Raw genomic sequence first — 15,967 nt, 5'->3', positions numbered from 1 at the left:
TTTAAGTCGGGGAGTTTTTCCATTCCTCGATCTAATGTCTATCTCGTCTTCTTGTCAAGGGGGTTGAGCAATTACGATAATTTTAACCATCACCCGGGAATACCTGATATGGCGGCAGATGTTGCAGCGCAGCCACTCCTAACACCAAACTATATTTTTTTGAAGGAACCGCGAAGACGCTAAGGACACGTTCGGCGAAGCCGTTCCCGAAGGGTAGGAAGAGAAGAAGAAACAAGAAAAAATAAAAAGTTCATAAGTGAGTTAAAATTGCTATATTAAAAGGCGACTTAATATTAGTTTGATTGATAAAAATGACTGCGAATCAGGAACATAATTCTTCAAATTCACCGATTTGGCAGCCTTTCACGCAAATGAAAACGGCTGCCCCGCCCCTGAAGGTAATTCGCGGCAAAGGATCGGTGCTGGAATTGGCAGACGGGCGGCAAATTCTCGACTGTATTTCTAGTTGGTGGGTGACTGTTCACGGGCACAGTCATCCAGTTCTAGCCGAGGCTCTTTACGAGCAAGCCCAAAAGTTAGAACACGTCATCTTTGCGGGATTTACTCACGAACCGGCCCAGAAACTTGCAAGTAAATTGCTAACTCATACGCCTGCTTCTTTAACGCGGATTTTCTTTTCTGATAACGGATCGACTGCTGTTGAAGTTGCTCTGAAAATGGCATTTCAATATTGGCGCAATCTCGGAGAAACTAACCGCACTAGCTTTATTAGTTTTGAGGGAGGTTATCACGGCGATACTGTGGGCGCGATGTCTGCTGGCAGAAGTTCGCTGTGGTGGGAATCTTTTGCACCTTTAATGTTTGCTGGGGATGTTGTTCCTTTTCCGGCGACTTTTGACGGCGATGAGGAGGTGGAAAGCAAAGAGGCGGCGAGTTTGGAGAAATTGGAGTTTTTGTTAAAGCAGGGCGGCTATGCGGGAATCTTTATCGAACCTTTGGTGCAAGGTGCTGGGGGAATGCGAATGTGCCGCCCTGAGTTTTTGCAGGCGATCGCACAACTTGCCCGCCAGTTTAATGTATTGTTAATTTACGATGAAGTAATGACTGGTTTTGGTCGCACGGGCGAACTGTTTGCCTCTGTTAAATCTGCAACGAAGCCGGATATCCTGTGTTTGTCCAAAGGATTGTCTGGCGGCTGTTTGCCAATTGCTGTCACAATGGCATCGGAGGATATTTATCAAGCTTTCTGGCGAGATGAACCGGACAAAGCTTTTTTTCACAGTCATTCTTACACTGGAAATCCTTTAGCTTGTGCGGTGAGTGTAGCATCGATGGAGCTTTTGGAGCAAAACCCAAGTGTGTATCAAGGGATGGAAAAACTGCACCGCAAATATCTGAATCAATGGCTGATAAATCATCCTAAACTCGAACGGATTCGGACTTGCGGCACCATCGCAGCAATGGATGTGAAAACCGAAAGCGTTTCCGGTTATTTTAATGACATCGGTTCTGTTTTGAAAGCCAGATTTCTCGAAGCGGGGTTTTTGCTCCGCCCCTTGGGAAATACGCTTTACTTGATGCCTCCCTACTGCATTTCTCCTGATGAACTAGAATCGATTTATCTGGTAATTCGTCAGGTTTTGGATACTCTGTAAACCCTTTAATTTTAGTAATGAATTTACCCAATTGGAACGATTTGGCTGACGACGCGCTGGCGGGCAAATGTCTCTCTCGCGAGCAATCTTTAGCCGTATTGCGCGCACCGGATGAGGTTTTGCTGCAACAACTAAACGCAGCTTATCGGGTGCGCCGCCACTACTGGGGAAACCGAGTCAGGCTGCACTATTTGTTAAATGCTCAAAGCGGCCTTTGTCCTGAAGATTGCCATTATTGTTCTCAGTCAAAAATTTCGACTGCGGAAATTGAGAAATATCCGCTTTTAGCTAAGGAGAAAATTCTCGATGCCGCCCAACGCGCAGCAGATTTAAAAGCTGGTACGTTTTGTTTGGTGATTTCGGGCCGTCAACCTAACGCATCTACTTTCGATCGCGTTTTGGATGCTGTCGAGACTGTGAAGGCAAATTATAACCTGAAAATTTGTGCTTGTTTGGGATTGTTGAGCGAGGAGCAAACTCATCGCTTGGCAAAAGCTGGAGTCGATCGCGTAAATCACAATCTCAATACTTCCGAATCATACCACACTGACATTTGCACGACTCACACTTTTGGCGATCGGGTGGAAACCGTCGAACACGTAAAAGCAGCGGGAATCACAACTTGTTCCGGCGGAATTTTGGGGATGGGCGAATCGGATGATGATGCGATCGATTTAGCGCTTTCGCTTCGCAAATTGGGCGTTACTAGCGTGCCGATCAACTTTTTTATTCCGATTCCCGGGACGCCATTTGCAGATGTGAACAGGTTAAATCCCCGCCAATGTTTGCGAATTCTCTGTTTGTTCCGATTTTTGCTTCCCAGCCAAGAAATTAGGATTGCTGGGGGACGGGAAGTGCATTTGCGATCGCTGCAACCTCTCGGACTCTACCCCGCTAATTCTATCTTTGTTGGCGATTATCTGACAACTCCCGGACAAGCTGCCCATCAAGATTGGGACATGATTCGAGATGCGGGATTTGCGATCGAATCCCCCGAAGGTTCTCTCTTAGAAGTTGATTCAGCAGTTACCAAATCGCATCAAAGAACCCTGGTTGTTTAACTCTTATACCAGAAATAGAGTAGGACACGGCTGTGCCGTGTCCCTACCCAATATCTATATTTCACGTTTACGCATGGGAAGAGAAACCGGATTTCTGAGGTAGCAAATGCGTCAGCCTTAAGTTTTTAGATTGTAGTCAAAAACCCTTATTCTCCGGTTGACATTCTTCAATCTAAAATCTAAAATCTAAAATCTAAAATCATACAAGGGGGGGAAATTGTGGACAAACGCGAAGAAATTACGATCGCAGAATACCAGCTAACTGCCGAATCTTTCCGAGAAGGAACTTGGCATCACGACGTATCCCAAAATCGATCCGCACTGACGGCTGCCATGCCCCGCAATCCCGGTAAAATTCTCGATATAGGATGCGGCCCTGGACGAGATTTAGTAGCGTTCAAGAGCCAAGGACACACAGTTGTAGGCTTAGATGCAACTCCAGCTTTTGTAGAAATAGCTAAGAAGTTATCGGGATGCGAAGTTTGGCAGCAATCTTTTCTGAATCTAGACTTGCCAAATGCAGAATTTGACGGTATTTTTGCCAATGCTTCCCTAATTCACGTTCCCAGCGACGAGATGGTGAAAGTGCTGCAAGATTTGCACAAAGCCTTAGTTGTTAGCGGTGCAATTGTCATGTCAATGTGCCGGGGAAATTGGGAGGGATACGACGAGCGGCCGACGGGAAAACGCTATACTGCGGGATGGGAATATGAAACTTTAGCGCCTTGTTTAGAACAAGCGGGATTTGCCATTGTCGATCGCTACTATCGCCCTCCCGGTTTGCCGCGCGAAGCTCAATCTTGGGTAGTAATGGTAGGCAGAAAAATCTAACGTAAATGGGAAATTGGGAATCGGTAATTGCGAATCATTCCCCTCTTTTCCTCTGCGCCCTCTGGGATTAAATAAAAAAACTCATTCACCAATTGACAGAAAATAGTTGTATAATTATCCACAGTCAAATAAACCACTTTCTGCACCAATTAAATCCAAATTAATATGACAGAGAAATTCCACATTTTTTTAGCTGGTGCTAGTCGAGGCGTCGGCTTAGAAATCGCGAAATGTCTGATAGCACAAAAAATGCAAGTAACTGCACTTTTGCGATCGCCCGCTACCAGTACCGAATTAGAAACCATGGGCATCAAAGTCGTGACTGGCGATGCTTTAGATGCAGCAGCTATGGAAGCTGCGATGGCTGGCGGCGATCCAATTCATGCCGCAATCAGCACAATTGGCGGCTTGCCAAAAGATGGAGAAAGAGCCGATTATTTGGGCAACAAAAACTTGATTGATGCGGCTGTCAAAGCAGGCGTGCAAAAATTTATTTTAGTTTCATCTATCGGCAGCGGTAACAGTGCCGCTGCTTTGCAACCGCAAGTTTTGGAAACTTTGGGTCCGGTTTTAATAGAAAAAGAAAAAGCCGAAAATCATTTGATAGCAAGCGGGATGATTTATACAGTGATTCGTCCGGGCGGACTCAAATCGGAACCTGCAACAGGCAACGGTATTTTAACAGAAGATTGTCTAGTTGCTGGAACTATTCACCGGGCGGATGTAGCGCAGCTAGTTTCTCAGTGTTTAGTTTCTGATGCTGCTAACAATAAAGTTTTGTCGGCGGTAGACAGGCAAATTCTTTACGGCAATCCAGAATTTGAGGTATTAAATCTTTAGGGGCGGATGTAGCGCAAAATAAGCTGTCTCGCATCTAAATTTTATTTTTTGGGCGGGCTAGGAGCAACGGCCCACAGGAAAATTGAACTTTTGTGGAACAGGCATCTTGCCTGTTCATAAAAATGCTGCAAGATTTGGCACTTAAGAATCAAAGGGCTTAATCCACGATCGTCCTATCGCCCAATCCAAAACCAAACCCGCGATCGCGAACAATACCACACTCTCAACACCGCGAACAGCAAACGGCAATAACTCCTGTAGGGCGGGCATCTTCCCGGGATCAAAAAACAATCCAGCATCCAATTGTCCAAAAGCCCGCACCAACCCAAAAGCCAACACCGCACCAGATTTAAGCTGCGGGTTAACATCTCGGCGAATCGCATAGCGGTAAGTCACGCCGAACAAAAAACCGCCCAAAAGTGCGATCGCCCCTCTGAAGGCAAAATTTAGGTCAATTTCCCTTACCTGCAAACTCGCCAGAGAATCTAACCTATCCGCTAGAATTAAGCTATTACCAAGGGCGATCGCCCCAAAACCAAGCAAACAAGACAAAGCAGCAACACTCCCTGCTTTCAAAGATTCTACCCGTTCAGCGGCACTAAAATTTGACGAGTCCTTCACAGCGCCCTCATTTCAAAAATGGCTCAAATTGACTTATCATAAGGTTTGGAGTCACTTTGTACAGTTTGTTCAATAAATAGCTATGGATATTTTGTCACTCGGTTGGGTTTCGGTGCTAGTTCTGTTCTCCTTCTCAATTTCAATGGTTATTTGGGGACGCAACGGTTTCTAGATTCCAGAATAGCTTGCGGGGCAGGCTTTTTAACGGCCCCGCATTTTTTTAAATCCTATTTAACACAATCAAAATAACAGGAGTTGGAAACATGACAGCCAAAAAAATATTAATGCTAGTCGGCGACTTTGTAGAAGACTACGAAGTAATGGTTCCCTTCCAAGCACTGCAAATGGTAGGTCACACCGTCCACGCCGTCTGCCCGGAAAAAGCCGCCGGCCAAACAATTCGCACCGCAATTCACGACTTTGAAGGCGATCAAACCTACAGCGAAAAACCCGGTCACAACTTCACTTTAAACGCGACTTTTGACGAAATCAACCCGGCAGACTACGACGCTTTGGTTATCCCCGGAGGACGCGCCCCAGAATACATCCGCCTCAACGAACAAGTGCTGCAAATTACCCGCTACTTTGCCAACAGCAAAAAGCCGATCGCATCTATTTGTCACGGCTTGCAAGTCCTAACCGCCGCCGGCGTACTCGAAGGCAAACGGTGCACTGCATACCCCGCTTGCAGCCCCGACGTACTCCGGGCCGGCGGCAAATATACAGAAGTTCCCGTTACCGACGCCGTAGTCGATGGCAACTTAATTACTGCCCCCGCGTGGCCTGCTCATCCTAACTGGCTGGCTGAATTTCTGAAAGTTTTGGGAACGAAGATTGAACATTCAGAAACAATCCTTGTTTCGTGAATGATAAATAGGAATTATGCTGTAAAACCAGGTTGATACGCAAAAGGTAATTGGTAATTGGCAATTGTCCTTTCTTCACGCTTGACTTCTTCCCTCAAAATCCCTCATTTAAATGGGTTAAATCCCGTACACTGCTTCCTTGCCAAACTTCCTTCAGACTTTGAAAATCTTAACAGTCAAAGTAAAACCTAATTCCAAACAGCAAAGCATCGCAGAACAACCCGACGGCAGCCTCACAATACATCTCAAGTCGCCGCCAGTCGAGAGTAAAGCCAATCAAGAATTAATCATGCTGTTGGCGAAAAAGTTTAAAGTGCCGAAATCTGCGATCGGCATTAAATCCGGTTTTTTCTCCAGAAATAAACTTGTGGAAATTCCAATCGAACCTGTAACTGAGAAATAAAGGTAATAACAAATCTATCTAAAGAGGTATACAGACTCAACTTTAAAATCATATATTAGTAGTTGTAGAGTTACAATATAAAATTATGAGCATTGAAAATAGAGTCGAAGCAACAGCGAAGAATATTGAAGGCAAAATCCAAGAAGCTGTTAGCGAAGTTACAGGCAATCAGAAAGATAAATTAGAAGGTCAAGCCAAGCAAGACCAAGCATCAGCAATTCACCTGAAAGAAGACCTCAAAGATAAAGCAAAAGACATTGTAGACCGAGCTTAGTAACAGTATTTGCTACAAGTTTCCTGCCTACTCAATCCAGCAAACCTATTGTTTGCTGGCTTTTTTTGCGCTCGCCCAAACTTGTAGGATCAGTGAGGGGGGCTATTAGTGCCAGGCAAACACCTCGCGATGCAAAGAAACTCAGGCTCCCTGACGCACCCTGTTCGACTAACAATCGCTGCAATAAAAAAGCCAGGGATTAATATCCCCAGCTCTAAACATACCAGAATTAGTTTTGAGAGTTGGTAGGGCGATCGTTTCAGAATCGACCCCACCCACTTTTACCCCAATTAAATCAGGGTAATGTCAGAAGCCGTCACGCCCGGTCTGCCATTCAGAATTGCCAGCGTAACGCCTGGGTTAGCACCAGCAGTACCGTCAGGGTCAAATCCTAGTCGTCCGGTTCCATTTTCATAGAAGAGGAACGCATCTGACGCGGCAGCCCCGGCTGGACCAAAACTGCTAGTGTAAGCGCCGCTCTCAAGCACCAAGAACGACCTCGAAGAAACTCGATTCGTACCTTCGACTGCACTCAATCCGGGGAAGCTGTTGAATTGCAAGATAAACTTGTCTTGACCGGCCACAAAATCGCCGATTTGGTCTGGCCCACTACCCGAGTCGCCCTCGCCGAAGTTGTTGTAGTAGAAGCTGTCATTACCCGAGCCACCAAGCAGCGTGTCAGCACCAGGCCCCCCACCGAGAGAGTCGTTACCGTCACCGCCGATCAAATAGTCCTTACCAAAGCCGCCCAGCATCGTGTCGTTCCCGCCACCGCCATCCAAGGTATCATCCCCGAATGTGGTGTTGGATGAGTCGCCGAACAGTATGTCATCTCCGCTACCAGTAGTTATGACATCAGTGCCGTTGCCGCCAGTAATGAAGTTGCTGCCTAAAGTATCGGTAATGAAGTTGGCGACTGTGCCGGTAAAGGTGACGCCGGTGGCGTAGGAGATGATGTCGTTACCGGCAAAGTTGCCAATCACGCGATCGAACTGGCTGCCAAAGATGAATGTGTCACTTCCCTCGCCACCGTTCATGAGGTTGGTGACGGTGAAGGTGCTGCCAGTAGGATTAGTGTAACCAATTAGCAGATCGCCGCCCAGCCCGCCGTCGAGAGTAACCAAAGCAGTACCAGTACCAGCAAAAATAGCCTTGGTAGCATCGATAGTATCGTTGCCATCTCCACCGGAGGCTTGAGTAAAGCTACCGCTCAGGCTGTCGTTGCCATCACCGCCGACCATGGTATCCGTCGAATAAGCTGCAACGATGGTGTCGTTGCCCACTCCGCCGTCGAGCAAGCTCCGACCCGCGAAGCCTGGAAATGCACTGGAGGCGCCTACGCTCGAAACTGCAACTACCGTTGACGACACGATGAAGTCGTCGCCTCCACCTCCGAGGGCAGTATCCTGCGCTGCAAAAACCCTGATCGTGTCGTTGCCGTCCCCGCCGTCAAAGAAGTTTCTGCCGCTGCCAAACTCGCCGATGGCGCCGTAGAGAGAATCGTTGCCGCCACCGCCGATCAAGGTGGTTCTTTCAATGCCGACCGTGATAACGGTCGAAGCAAACGGGCTGGCTTGGGTACTGTTGGTAATGACTAAGATGTCGTCGTCATTATCGCCGGACAGGTAGCTGCTGCTGGCCACACCTCGTAGCGTGTCGTTGCCTCTACCGCCAAAGAGACTGTCTCTTACATTGATACCTACAACCAAGTCGTCGCCCAAATCACCCCGCAAGTAGTTGCTGCCTTCATTGCCAGCGAAGCCAATAGCCACGCCACCAGGTAAAGAGAGGTTGTTGCCACCGCCTGCGATGAAGAAGCCGATCGCGTCATTGTCTTTGCCGCCGTAGAGGGAGTCTCTTCTCTGCGCCCCTCCCAGCAGCGTATCTGCGCCCTGATTACCAAATATCAGGTTAGCTTCGACAGTACCTTGGAGGAAGTCTTCTCCCAAACCGCCGCCCAGGGTACCCTGGGATTCAGCGACTATGGTGTCCGAGCCTGCCTCGCCGAACAGCAAAGCCGGAGTGCGCTGGGATCTGATTGAGTCTTCATCCTCCCCGCCGTACAGGGTATCGTTCGGGCCAACTGAAACCAGAGTATCGTTATCGGCTTGGCCAAATATTAAGCTGCCGCCCAGGGTGGAAGTTCTCACGAAATCCGCCCCAGCTCCGGCGAATACTGTATCCGGGCCTAGTCCCGGAAGGTTTAAATCTAGTTGATTAGGATTGTCATCTAACGTTGTCATAAAGCTTCACTCCTCTACTTGTTGGTCATCGCTGGTGCGACTACAGACACTGCCTAGAACACCGAATGTTTGGATTCCGCTGTAGTTTAACCTGTTTGCCAGCCGCAAGTCTAGCCTACTGGCGTTAACCCTGTCTAGACTTTCTCCCTCGCGGATTTTTTGCTTGTAAGCTTTTATTTTCAAAGTCTTCACCCTTTAATAATCCTGGTGCACTGTCTCAGGTGCTCACGCTCAAGAAGACGCGGCTCATATTCTTAATGTTCCATTCTGGATTGGCGGTCGGGGATCGCGTCCGGGGCAGGAAATTAAAGATTAAAAAAGGCAGATCTGGGTGATCGGGAAGACAAAGGAAATTGGGAGATTTGTTACTTGGTAACAAGGCTTTGTGGCACTTTGCGGTTTTCCAGGCAGGGCCGTCATTTAATAATTCTGAGTCCGGATCGAACTCCGTACCGCTCCGGGCTTTAAAAGTCTACGCCCCGCTTTAGTTCTACGCCCCGATCGCCGTAGTGTTTGTGACAGTATACCTCGGAGTGTACGCTTGCCAAGTCAAAGTAAGCGTGGGGTTTGTGGCAGCGCCCGGTGATAATAATTTCTGTATCCCGCGGCTTGCGTAGCAAGGCTTCTACGATCGGCTCTACCGACAGCAGTTCTAAGTCTACTGTGGGATTGAGTTCGTCGAGAATAATCGTTTTGTACCAGCCGCTGGCGATCGCACATTTGGCGATTTCCCAGCCGCGTTCTGCTTCGATGCAGTCTAACTCTTGCTGTTGCCCCCGCCAAACTATAGCATCCCGGCCGCACCGCTGGTGGTCTACTAGCTGCGGGTAGCTTTGGCGCAAAGCTGCGATCGCCGCATCTTCTGTATAACCGGTGCCGCCTTTGAGCCACTGCACGATTAACACGCGGTGAGATTGGTCTTGACTGATACCCCTACCTATTGCCTGCAAAGCTTTGCCCAAAGCGCTCGTAGACTTGCCTTTGCCCGCTCCCGTGTATATTTCGATACCCGCAATCTGATGCTCTGCCGCTGCGGGGTGATAGTGGGGCTTCATTTCTGAGTGCAAGTCGGCAATATCCAGCAAAGCTTCGGGGGCCGCTCGACCTGTGGCGATTACTTCTAAATATTCTGGTTTGTTTTTGAGGGTTTGGACTACTTCGTCCACTGGCAGCAAACCCAAGTCCAATACAGGGTTTAGTTCGTCTAGTACCACCACGGAATAGAGCTCGCTGGCGATCGCTCCTTTGGCGATATCCCAGCCTCGCTGAGCTTCTGCGCGATCGAAGCGGGTGATTGCTTCGGCCCCAAAATATTCGGCTCTGCCGGTGCGCACTTGGTCGATCAAGTGCGGAAATGCCCGTTGCAAGGCTTCTATTGCCCCGTCTTCGTCGTAGGATCGGCCGGGGCCTTTGAGAAAGCGCAGCAACAAAACTCGCGTGGGCGAGTCAGAATTGATACCCAGCCCGATCGAGCGCAACACTACTCCCAAAGCTGCCTGAGACTTGCCTTTACCAGCGCCGTCGTAGACGTGAATCTGACCCGCAACGCGTTCCGACCGGGATGAGGCTGTCCGAATACCAATGCCATTCCTTACCATAATCAGCAGTTATTTGAGTCTGTATCGGGGTGGGTATTCGATCGCGCGCCTTGAATGTTTAATTTTTCCATTCTGTTGGCGGATCTCAAAAGATTATACGATAAGTCCTAACCCCCAATCTTTTAAGCAGCGAGCAAACGCAATCAGGGGTTCAAATCTGCGGTTAAGATTATTCCGCTTGTGCTGTACAATTAAAACTTAACACGGGCTTATATACCTGAAAGCTTATGATTGCGAGTGTTTTCCCATTTCGGACTGTTTTGGTGCAAATTTTAATTATGTTTTTGGCGATCGCGATCGAATCGTGGTTTCTGCAAAAACTACTTAAACTCGGTCCCAAAACCAGCGTTGAATATACAGCCATCCTCAATCTATCTTGCACTTTCGTAGGCTGGTTAGTTTTCTTCGGCATTGAAAGCGTTCTTCCCAAAGATTTGCGGGAACAGCTTATCGGTTATATTTTATTAGGTCGAGGTCAGGATGTTTACGCTCGAATAACTATGATAGCAGTCTCAGTATTGGCAGTAACTTTTATAGCTAAATGGCAGGGATTAGGAATCATAGAAAACATAGTTTTAGGCAATAAAAAAGCTTCCAAAACTCAGTTTTTAGGACCGCCCACTCTCACCCGCCGTCCTCCCAAAAAAACTTTTCAAGTCACTACCCAGTTGGGGGGAATTTTAATCGCCCACACGGTTAGCAATTTCGTTATTTTAACCGTGTTGTTTTTGCAAAGCGTCAATTGAAATATATGATGAAGCAATTTTTGGATGCCACTCAGCAACTCACTAAGCTGACGAACAACCTTTGGGAAACCAATAAAAAAATCCAAAAGGCGATGATTCCGCCTAAAGTGGTCCACTGGAAGACGCCTTTACTGCTCAGCATCTTTTTAGCTTTGCTGACAGTGGCGGCAGTCACTGACTGGCGGACGAGAACTCTGCTTTTTGATATGAGCTGGTTATTTTTTACACTTTCAATGGGTTTGCTCACCAGCCAGCAACCTTTTGTGATTAAAGGAGTAAGTCTGAGTCCGTGGGTGACAAGCATTTTAATTGGCTTGTGGTTGCTTGTAAGATTGCCGGCGGATAGGAAGGAAATAGCATGGATATCCGGCCCACTTATAGCAGTAGTAATTCTTGCTACAATAGAGGTTTGGAATAGCGAGTCAAAACGGGAAAGTATCAAGTCGTTGGTGCGCCCTCAGTTTTTGATAATTACCCTAGTTCACCTGCTGTTTTCCTGTTGGTTTGCATTTCACTTTTTAATTCAAGGTTGGATAAAACAGTATCCAAGCGTTTTATCGCAGGATTTGAGGAAAAGCGATTATGTGGTGACATTTCAACAGCCAACTATTAATCGCTCCCGAGGTGTGGTCATCCTCAATGCCATGGAGCGATACCTGCAAAATGAAGCCCGCACAAAACCGTGGGCGCAGGTAGAGCAAATGTTAATAGATATTGACAACGAGCGATTTTTTCTGCGGAATCAAGCCTTAAAAACAACTGGGATAGTCCCAGAAGATGCGAGCTGGGATGTCAAAACTTCGATAGTCCAAGGAGACTCCCGCTATCAGTTAGAGATGCAGGCAACTTGGCTGGGGCTGGTTTTTAGACCTGAAATATATTCGTTTACCAAATCTTGCGAGGTGTTCGAGATAGGCAATAGGGCGACTGTAAGGTGCGATGCGATCAAACGCTCTCAACCCGGACAGAAAAAAGATGGAACTGCGGGAGACAGTCAAGTTTGAGCCTGTCTCAGGCAGTTAGGAGAGTGTCCCAGAAGAAAGGGGAAGAGGGGGAGATGAGGAGAGTGTCCGAGCCAGAGAGGGGGAGATGGGTAGAGCGGGAGATAGGGGAGAATCTTCTGTCGAACCTCGGACTTCTTCGCTCAACATCCAATCCGTTAAATCCCGATTCACTGCGCGTTGCCGAACTTCATTCTTCCTTATATTAAAGTATGGCGAAAGTTTCCAGCGGGTTAATAATTAGATGAATTTCAGAAGAATCTTGACAGTCGCGACCAATGTATTTTGGGAAGTAATTCGCGATCGCATCCTTTACTTAATTATTATTTTTGCTCTGTTGATGGGAGCCTCAGTACGGTTGATACCGGAATTGGCGGCGACAACCGAGAAGAAAATTATCTTAGATGTCGGTTTGGCTGCTATGAGCATTCTCGGTATAATTGCCACAGTCTTTGTGGCTACCGGACTGGTCAACAAAGAAATTGAAAAGCGGACTGTTTACCTGTTAGTTGCTAAGCCGATAAGTAGGGCTGAGTTAATTGTGGGCAAGCACTTAGGGCTGTCGGCCGTGCTGGCGGTGCTTGTAGCAGCAATGACTGTTATCTATCTGGCTATTCTGAGTTTGAGCCGGATTCCTTACCCTTTGGAAAGCATTTTAATCGCCTCGTTGTTTGTCTGGTTTGAGCTGTGTCTCATGGCCGGTGTCGGGATTTTATTTGGGGTGTTCAGCAGTTCGCTGCTGGCAGCTTTACTGACATTTGGCGTTTATTTGATGGGACATTCGACGCGGGATTTAGTGGCTTTGGGCAAGTTAACTAACAATCCTGGCATTGAACAATTGATGATGGGACTTTATCTGGTTTTGCCGGATTTAGCCAGATTCAATTTGAGAAACGACGCTGTTTACGGACAAGTTCCTTACTTGGCAGGTTTGATTACAGATGCTGGCTACGGTTTGCTGTATGTGGTGCTGCTGCTGTCAATTGCGATCGCCATATTTTCCCGTAGGGAATTTTAAAACGCGCCTTCGGCAGCTTCAGGGGTAATTGGTAATTGTTTGTAGTGAGGACTAAAATTTTCACTACAAACAAATTTTATTATCGAATTAGCACGCTAAGATATAGAAATGGTTGTCGATAAGCAATCTCGACTAACAACTTAAATTTTTATTGGTAAAATGAGGTGGCTTATGACTACTATAATACACAAACCACTCTCAAAGCTAACCATTACCTGGCCGCTGTTACCCGATGATTTCATCCTACCGGACGACCCTGTAGACGATACAGACCCTCCGTCGCTAGCTAACGGTTTGCGCCAGTCTTTAGTTGGTTCGCCGGAACTAATGCAAGACGCACTAATAGTTTCTAATTTTGCTTTGTGCGCTGCTGTGGACGATCGCACTATTTGCAAAGCCCCAGACTGGATGTACGTGAGGCCAGTGCAACCTTGGCCTCACAACTATCCCCGCCGCAGCTACACCCCTCATACCGAAGGAACAGTGCCTTTTGTAGTGATGGAATTTCTCTCAGCTACTTACGGCGATGAATACTCTATCGAACACACAGAAGAAATCGGCAAGTGGTTTTTTTACGAACAAGTAATCAAAGTTCCTCGCTATGTCATTTTTCGGCTGCATACAGGCAGAATAGAAGTTTATGCGCTAGAATCGGGGCGTTACGAGAATCAAAATCCTGATGAAAACGGGCGTTATTTAATACCTGGATTTAATCTATTTTTGGGAGTTTGGCAGGGAACTCGCGAAGGTAGAACGGGATATTGGCTGCGCTGGTGGAATGCAGCCGGTGAGTTGCTTTTGTGGCCGGAAGAACGGGCTGAAGATGAACGACAGCGCGCCGATCGCCAACAGCAAGATAAAGAGTTAGCCGAGAGGCTGCTGGAACAGGAAAGACAGCGAAATCAAGAACTTTTGGCTCGATTGGCAGTTCTCGGTATCGATCCCGAATAGTATTAGAAGTCCGATGGAAGTCGGAAGAAGGAAGAGGTTCGAGGGAGAAAGGGAACCCCATCGAGATATGCTTTCTTCATTATTCTTTCTTTAGTTTGCTTTCTTACTTCTCTGTTTGTAACAAAAAATTGAAATTATGTTAGTAGAAAAACTCGAACAATTAAAAGATATTTTCGCACAGATGGAACGGGCTTTGATTGCCTACTCCGGCGGAATTGACAGCACTTTGGTGGCTAAAATCGCTTTTGATGTGTTGGGCGATCGCGCTTTGGCAGTGACTGCTGTTTCCCCGTCTTTACTGCCAGAAGATTTAGAAGATGCGCGCATTCAAGCAGCAGAAATAGGGATTGCCCACCAGGAAGTACAAACTCAGGAAATGGCAAATCCAAATTACACTTCTAACCCGGTTAACCGCTGCTATTTCTGCAAAAGCGAACTGCACGATACTTTGAAACCGCTAGCACTAGCAAAGGGTTATCCTTATGTGGTGGATGGGGTTAATGCTGACGATTTAAAGGATTACCGTCCCGGAATTCAGGCGGCAAAGGAACGCGGCGCGCGATCGCCTTTAGCAGAAGTAGGAATTACTAAGTTTGAAGTGCGGCAATTGGCAAAAGAATTGGGTTTGCCTTGGTGGGACAAACCGGCTCAACCTTGTCTGAGTTCGCGCTTTCCTTACGGCGAAGAAATCACCGTTGGAAAGTTGCAAAGAGTGGGGCGCGCGGAACGGTATTTGCGGCAGTTGGGACTGAAAAACTTGCGAGTGCGATCGGACGGAGATACGGCGCGCATTGAGTTACCCGCCGAGGAAATTAAGGAATTTGTGTTAAATGCGGATTTGCCTGCATTGGTGGCGGTGTTTCAGGAGTTTGGTTTTGTGTACGCGACTTTGGATTTGGAGGGGTTTCGCAGCGGCAAATTAAATCAGGTTTTGAAACCGGAATTGTTGGGGGTGAAAGCTTGATTAATTATCCTGAAAAAACGTCACTACAACAGTGTGTTCGTCCCGATCGCATTTAACTTGAAAACGTCGCTGAGGATATAGTAATTTTAGGCGACTTTCCCACATCTGAGCTAATGCTTGTCCCAAATACAATAAATTCTCAGTGCTAGCGTTTTCCGCACCGGGGAGAATATCATCAATGTGCTGGTGGTTCATCACCTGCTCAATTGCAGCGACATCATTCCCCAGTTCGATTTTCCACTGTTCGTATATTTGACTGTTAAAGGCTTCGGACAAAAAGATACCGCCTTCATGTTCGACAAAATCTGGCCAGAATAGTTTTGTGAAAGCTATAGCAATTTCAATGTTAGCAGCTCCAAAAAGATAATCCCAAAGTGAAAAATCATCGCCGTTGGCTTTTTTCCACTGCTGGAAATCGATTAGTTTATCTGCATTCAAAGATATTTGTTTGATGAACATAATTTCTAGGGTATTTCATCCAATCTAGCTGGCCTAACTGTTTTCTCAGCTTGCACGAAAATGTCTCCTGCTGAGTTTTGGTTGTATTTATATTCAACGGCGTGAGGTGTCGGCACATTTGCATGAGCCTTTCCTGTCAAGTCTACTCGCTTAATTGCCCGTCCGCTGTCATCGTAGACGATATAGCTGGTAATGTTTTTGCCCTCCATGCGGTAGAGTAAGTTTCTGGCACTTGCTCCATCTAGAGGAAATCTCCCGCTGACCTGGGTTCCGACGGCTATCAGGGTGCTAGCGGGGATGCCAACTGTCCAGCCAACTGGTTTAGACATAATATTAGTCCTAAATTATTTTACCACCTCAGTTTGATATAGCGATCGCAAATGATTTGTAAATCCTCAAACGTGTATAATGAGGGATGTAAATCTAAGTAGGAGTTAAAATGATCCGAGAGAAATCCTCAGACAAATTTAGAGAA

Annotated in this window: 20 protein-coding genes; 14 read left to right on the top strand and 6 right to left on the bottom strand. The window is 47.0% G+C overall.

The genetic code is table 11. From position 1 onward, the window contains the following. From QUA13_RS27955 to QUA13_RS27935, 5 genes are all read left to right on the top strand, one after another. Positions 1 to 183 (top strand): hypothetical protein (locus QUA13_RS27955; protein WP_333203787.1); only part of this gene is annotated, 183 nt, incomplete at its 5' end. 128 nt (positions 184 to 311) lie between these two features. After that, positions 312 to 1,616, top strand: coding sequence for an adenosylmethionine--8-amino-7-oxononanoate transaminase (gene bioA, locus QUA13_RS27950; protein WP_333203785.1), 1,305 nt, complete (start codon positions 312 to 314; stop codon positions 1,614 to 1,616). A 17-nt stretch (positions 1,617 to 1,633) separates the two neighbouring features. After that, entirely contained in the window at positions 1,634 to 2,677 is a 1,044-nt protein-coding gene (gene bioB, locus QUA13_RS27945) for a biotin synthase BioB (protein ID WP_333203783.1), read from the top strand. Between the two features lie 219 nt (positions 2,678 to 2,896). Then, on the top strand, positions 2,897 to 3,508 hold the full coding sequence (locus QUA13_RS27940) for a methyltransferase domain-containing protein (protein ID WP_333203781.1): 612 nt from the start codon (positions 2,897 to 2,899) through the stop codon (positions 3,506 to 3,508). Positions 3,509 to 3,673: 165 nt separating this feature from the next. Then, positions 3,674 to 4,348, top strand: a complete 675-nt coding sequence (locus QUA13_RS27935; protein ID WP_333203779.1) for an SDR family oxidoreductase — start codon at positions 3,674 to 3,676, stop codon at positions 4,346 to 4,348. A 141-nt stretch (positions 4,349 to 4,489) separates the two neighbouring features. Here QUA13_RS27935 and QUA13_RS27930 read toward each other — a convergent pair whose 3' ends face one another. Next, positions 4,490 to 4,969, bottom strand: coding sequence for a hypothetical protein (locus tag QUA13_RS27930; RefSeq protein ID WP_333203777.1), 480 nt, complete (start codon positions 4,967 to 4,969; stop codon positions 4,490 to 4,492). Positions 4,970 to 5,051: 82 nt separating this feature from the next. Between QUA13_RS27930 and petN the strand changes: the two genes are divergently transcribed. From petN to QUA13_RS27910, 4 genes are all read left to right on the top strand, one after another. Further along, positions 5,052 to 5,141, top strand: a complete 90-nt coding sequence (gene petN, locus QUA13_RS27925) for a cytochrome b6-f complex subunit PetN (RefSeq protein WP_071883976.1) — start codon at positions 5,052 to 5,054, stop codon at positions 5,139 to 5,141. Positions 5,142 to 5,232: 91 nt separating this feature from the next. After that, complete coding sequence (locus QUA13_RS27920) at positions 5,233 to 5,835, top strand: DJ-1/PfpI family protein (RefSeq protein WP_333203775.1); 603 nt, start codon at positions 5,233 to 5,235, stop codon at positions 5,833 to 5,835. Between the two features lie 160 nt (positions 5,836 to 5,995). Then, on the top strand, positions 5,996 to 6,238 hold the full coding sequence (locus QUA13_RS27915) for a DUF167 domain-containing protein (RefSeq protein ID WP_333203773.1): 243 nt from the start codon (positions 5,996 to 5,998) through the stop codon (positions 6,236 to 6,238). Positions 6,239 to 6,323: 85 nt separating this feature from the next. After that, positions 6,324 to 6,512: a CsbD family protein gene (locus QUA13_RS27910; RefSeq protein ID WP_172186207.1), complete on the top strand. Its 189-nt coding sequence runs from the start codon at positions 6,324 to 6,326 to the stop codon at positions 6,510 to 6,512. Positions 6,513 to 6,802: 290 nt separating this feature from the next. Here QUA13_RS27910 and QUA13_RS27905 read toward each other — a convergent pair whose 3' ends face one another. From QUA13_RS27905 to QUA13_RS27895, 3 genes are all read right to left on the bottom strand, one after another. Continuing rightward, positions 6,803 to 8,755 (bottom strand): calcium-binding protein, encoded by a 1,953-nt coding sequence (locus QUA13_RS27905; RefSeq protein ID WP_333203771.1) that lies wholly within the window; start codon positions 8,753 to 8,755, stop codon positions 6,803 to 6,805. Positions 8,756 to 8,761: 6 nt separating this feature from the next. Beyond that, positions 8,762 to 8,938, bottom strand: coding sequence for a hypothetical protein (locus QUA13_RS27900; protein ID WP_333060313.1), 177 nt, complete (start codon positions 8,936 to 8,938; stop codon positions 8,762 to 8,764). Between the two features lie 281 nt (positions 8,939 to 9,219). Further along, positions 9,220 to 10,353 (bottom strand): cob(I)yrinic acid a,c-diamide adenosyltransferase, encoded by a 1,134-nt coding sequence (locus QUA13_RS27895; RefSeq protein WP_172186209.1) that lies wholly within the window; start codon positions 10,351 to 10,353, stop codon positions 9,220 to 9,222. 227 nt (positions 10,354 to 10,580) lie between these two features. Between QUA13_RS27895 and fraC the strand changes: the two genes are divergently transcribed. From fraC to larE, 5 genes are all read left to right on the top strand, one after another. Further along, positions 10,581 to 11,099 carry a filament integrity protein FraC gene (fraC, locus tag QUA13_RS27890; protein ID WP_172186210.1) on the top strand — a complete coding sequence of 173 codons (519 nt, stop codon included), beginning with the start codon at positions 10,581 to 10,583 and terminating at the stop codon, positions 11,097 to 11,099. Positions 11,100 to 11,104: 5 nt separating this feature from the next. Further along, positions 11,105 to 12,103, top strand: coding sequence for a DUF5357 family protein (locus QUA13_RS27885; protein ID WP_172186211.1), 999 nt, complete (start codon positions 11,105 to 11,107; stop codon positions 12,101 to 12,103). Positions 12,104 to 12,344: 241 nt separating this feature from the next. Further along, positions 12,345 to 13,118 carry an ABC transporter permease gene (locus QUA13_RS27880; protein ID WP_333188144.1) on the top strand — a complete coding sequence of 258 codons (774 nt, stop codon included), beginning with the start codon at positions 12,345 to 12,347 and terminating at the stop codon, positions 13,116 to 13,118. Positions 13,119 to 13,289: 171 nt separating this feature from the next. Then, positions 13,290 to 14,069 (top strand): Uma2 family endonuclease, encoded by a 780-nt coding sequence (locus QUA13_RS27875; protein ID WP_333203768.1) that lies wholly within the window; start codon positions 13,290 to 13,292, stop codon positions 14,067 to 14,069. A 136-nt stretch (positions 14,070 to 14,205) separates the two neighbouring features. Next, positions 14,206 to 15,033, top strand: coding sequence for an ATP-dependent sacrificial sulfur transferase LarE (gene larE / locus QUA13_RS27870; RefSeq protein ID WP_333203766.1), 828 nt, complete (start codon positions 14,206 to 14,208; stop codon positions 15,031 to 15,033). Here the strand turns inward: larE and QUA13_RS27865 are convergent, their stop codons facing one another. After that, complete coding sequence (locus tag QUA13_RS27865; protein WP_172186215.1) at positions 15,034 to 15,492, bottom strand: hypothetical protein; 459 nt, start codon at positions 15,490 to 15,492, stop codon at positions 15,034 to 15,036. 5 nt (positions 15,493 to 15,497) lie between these two features. Further along, positions 15,498 to 15,821 carry a polymorphic toxin type 24 domain-containing protein gene (locus tag QUA13_RS27860; RefSeq protein WP_333203764.1) on the bottom strand — a complete coding sequence of 108 codons (324 nt, stop codon included), beginning with the start codon at positions 15,819 to 15,821 and terminating at the stop codon, positions 15,498 to 15,500. Positions 15,822 to 15,967: the final 146 nt, after the last annotated feature.

It is taken from the genome of Microcoleus sp. S28C3, from assembly GCF_036700785.1.
GTDB classification, from domain to species: domain Bacteria; phylum Cyanobacteriota; class Cyanobacteriia; order Cyanobacteriales; family Microcoleaceae; genus Microcoleus; species Microcoleus asticus.
This window is presented reverse-complemented; position numbering and strand designations above follow the sequence as displayed.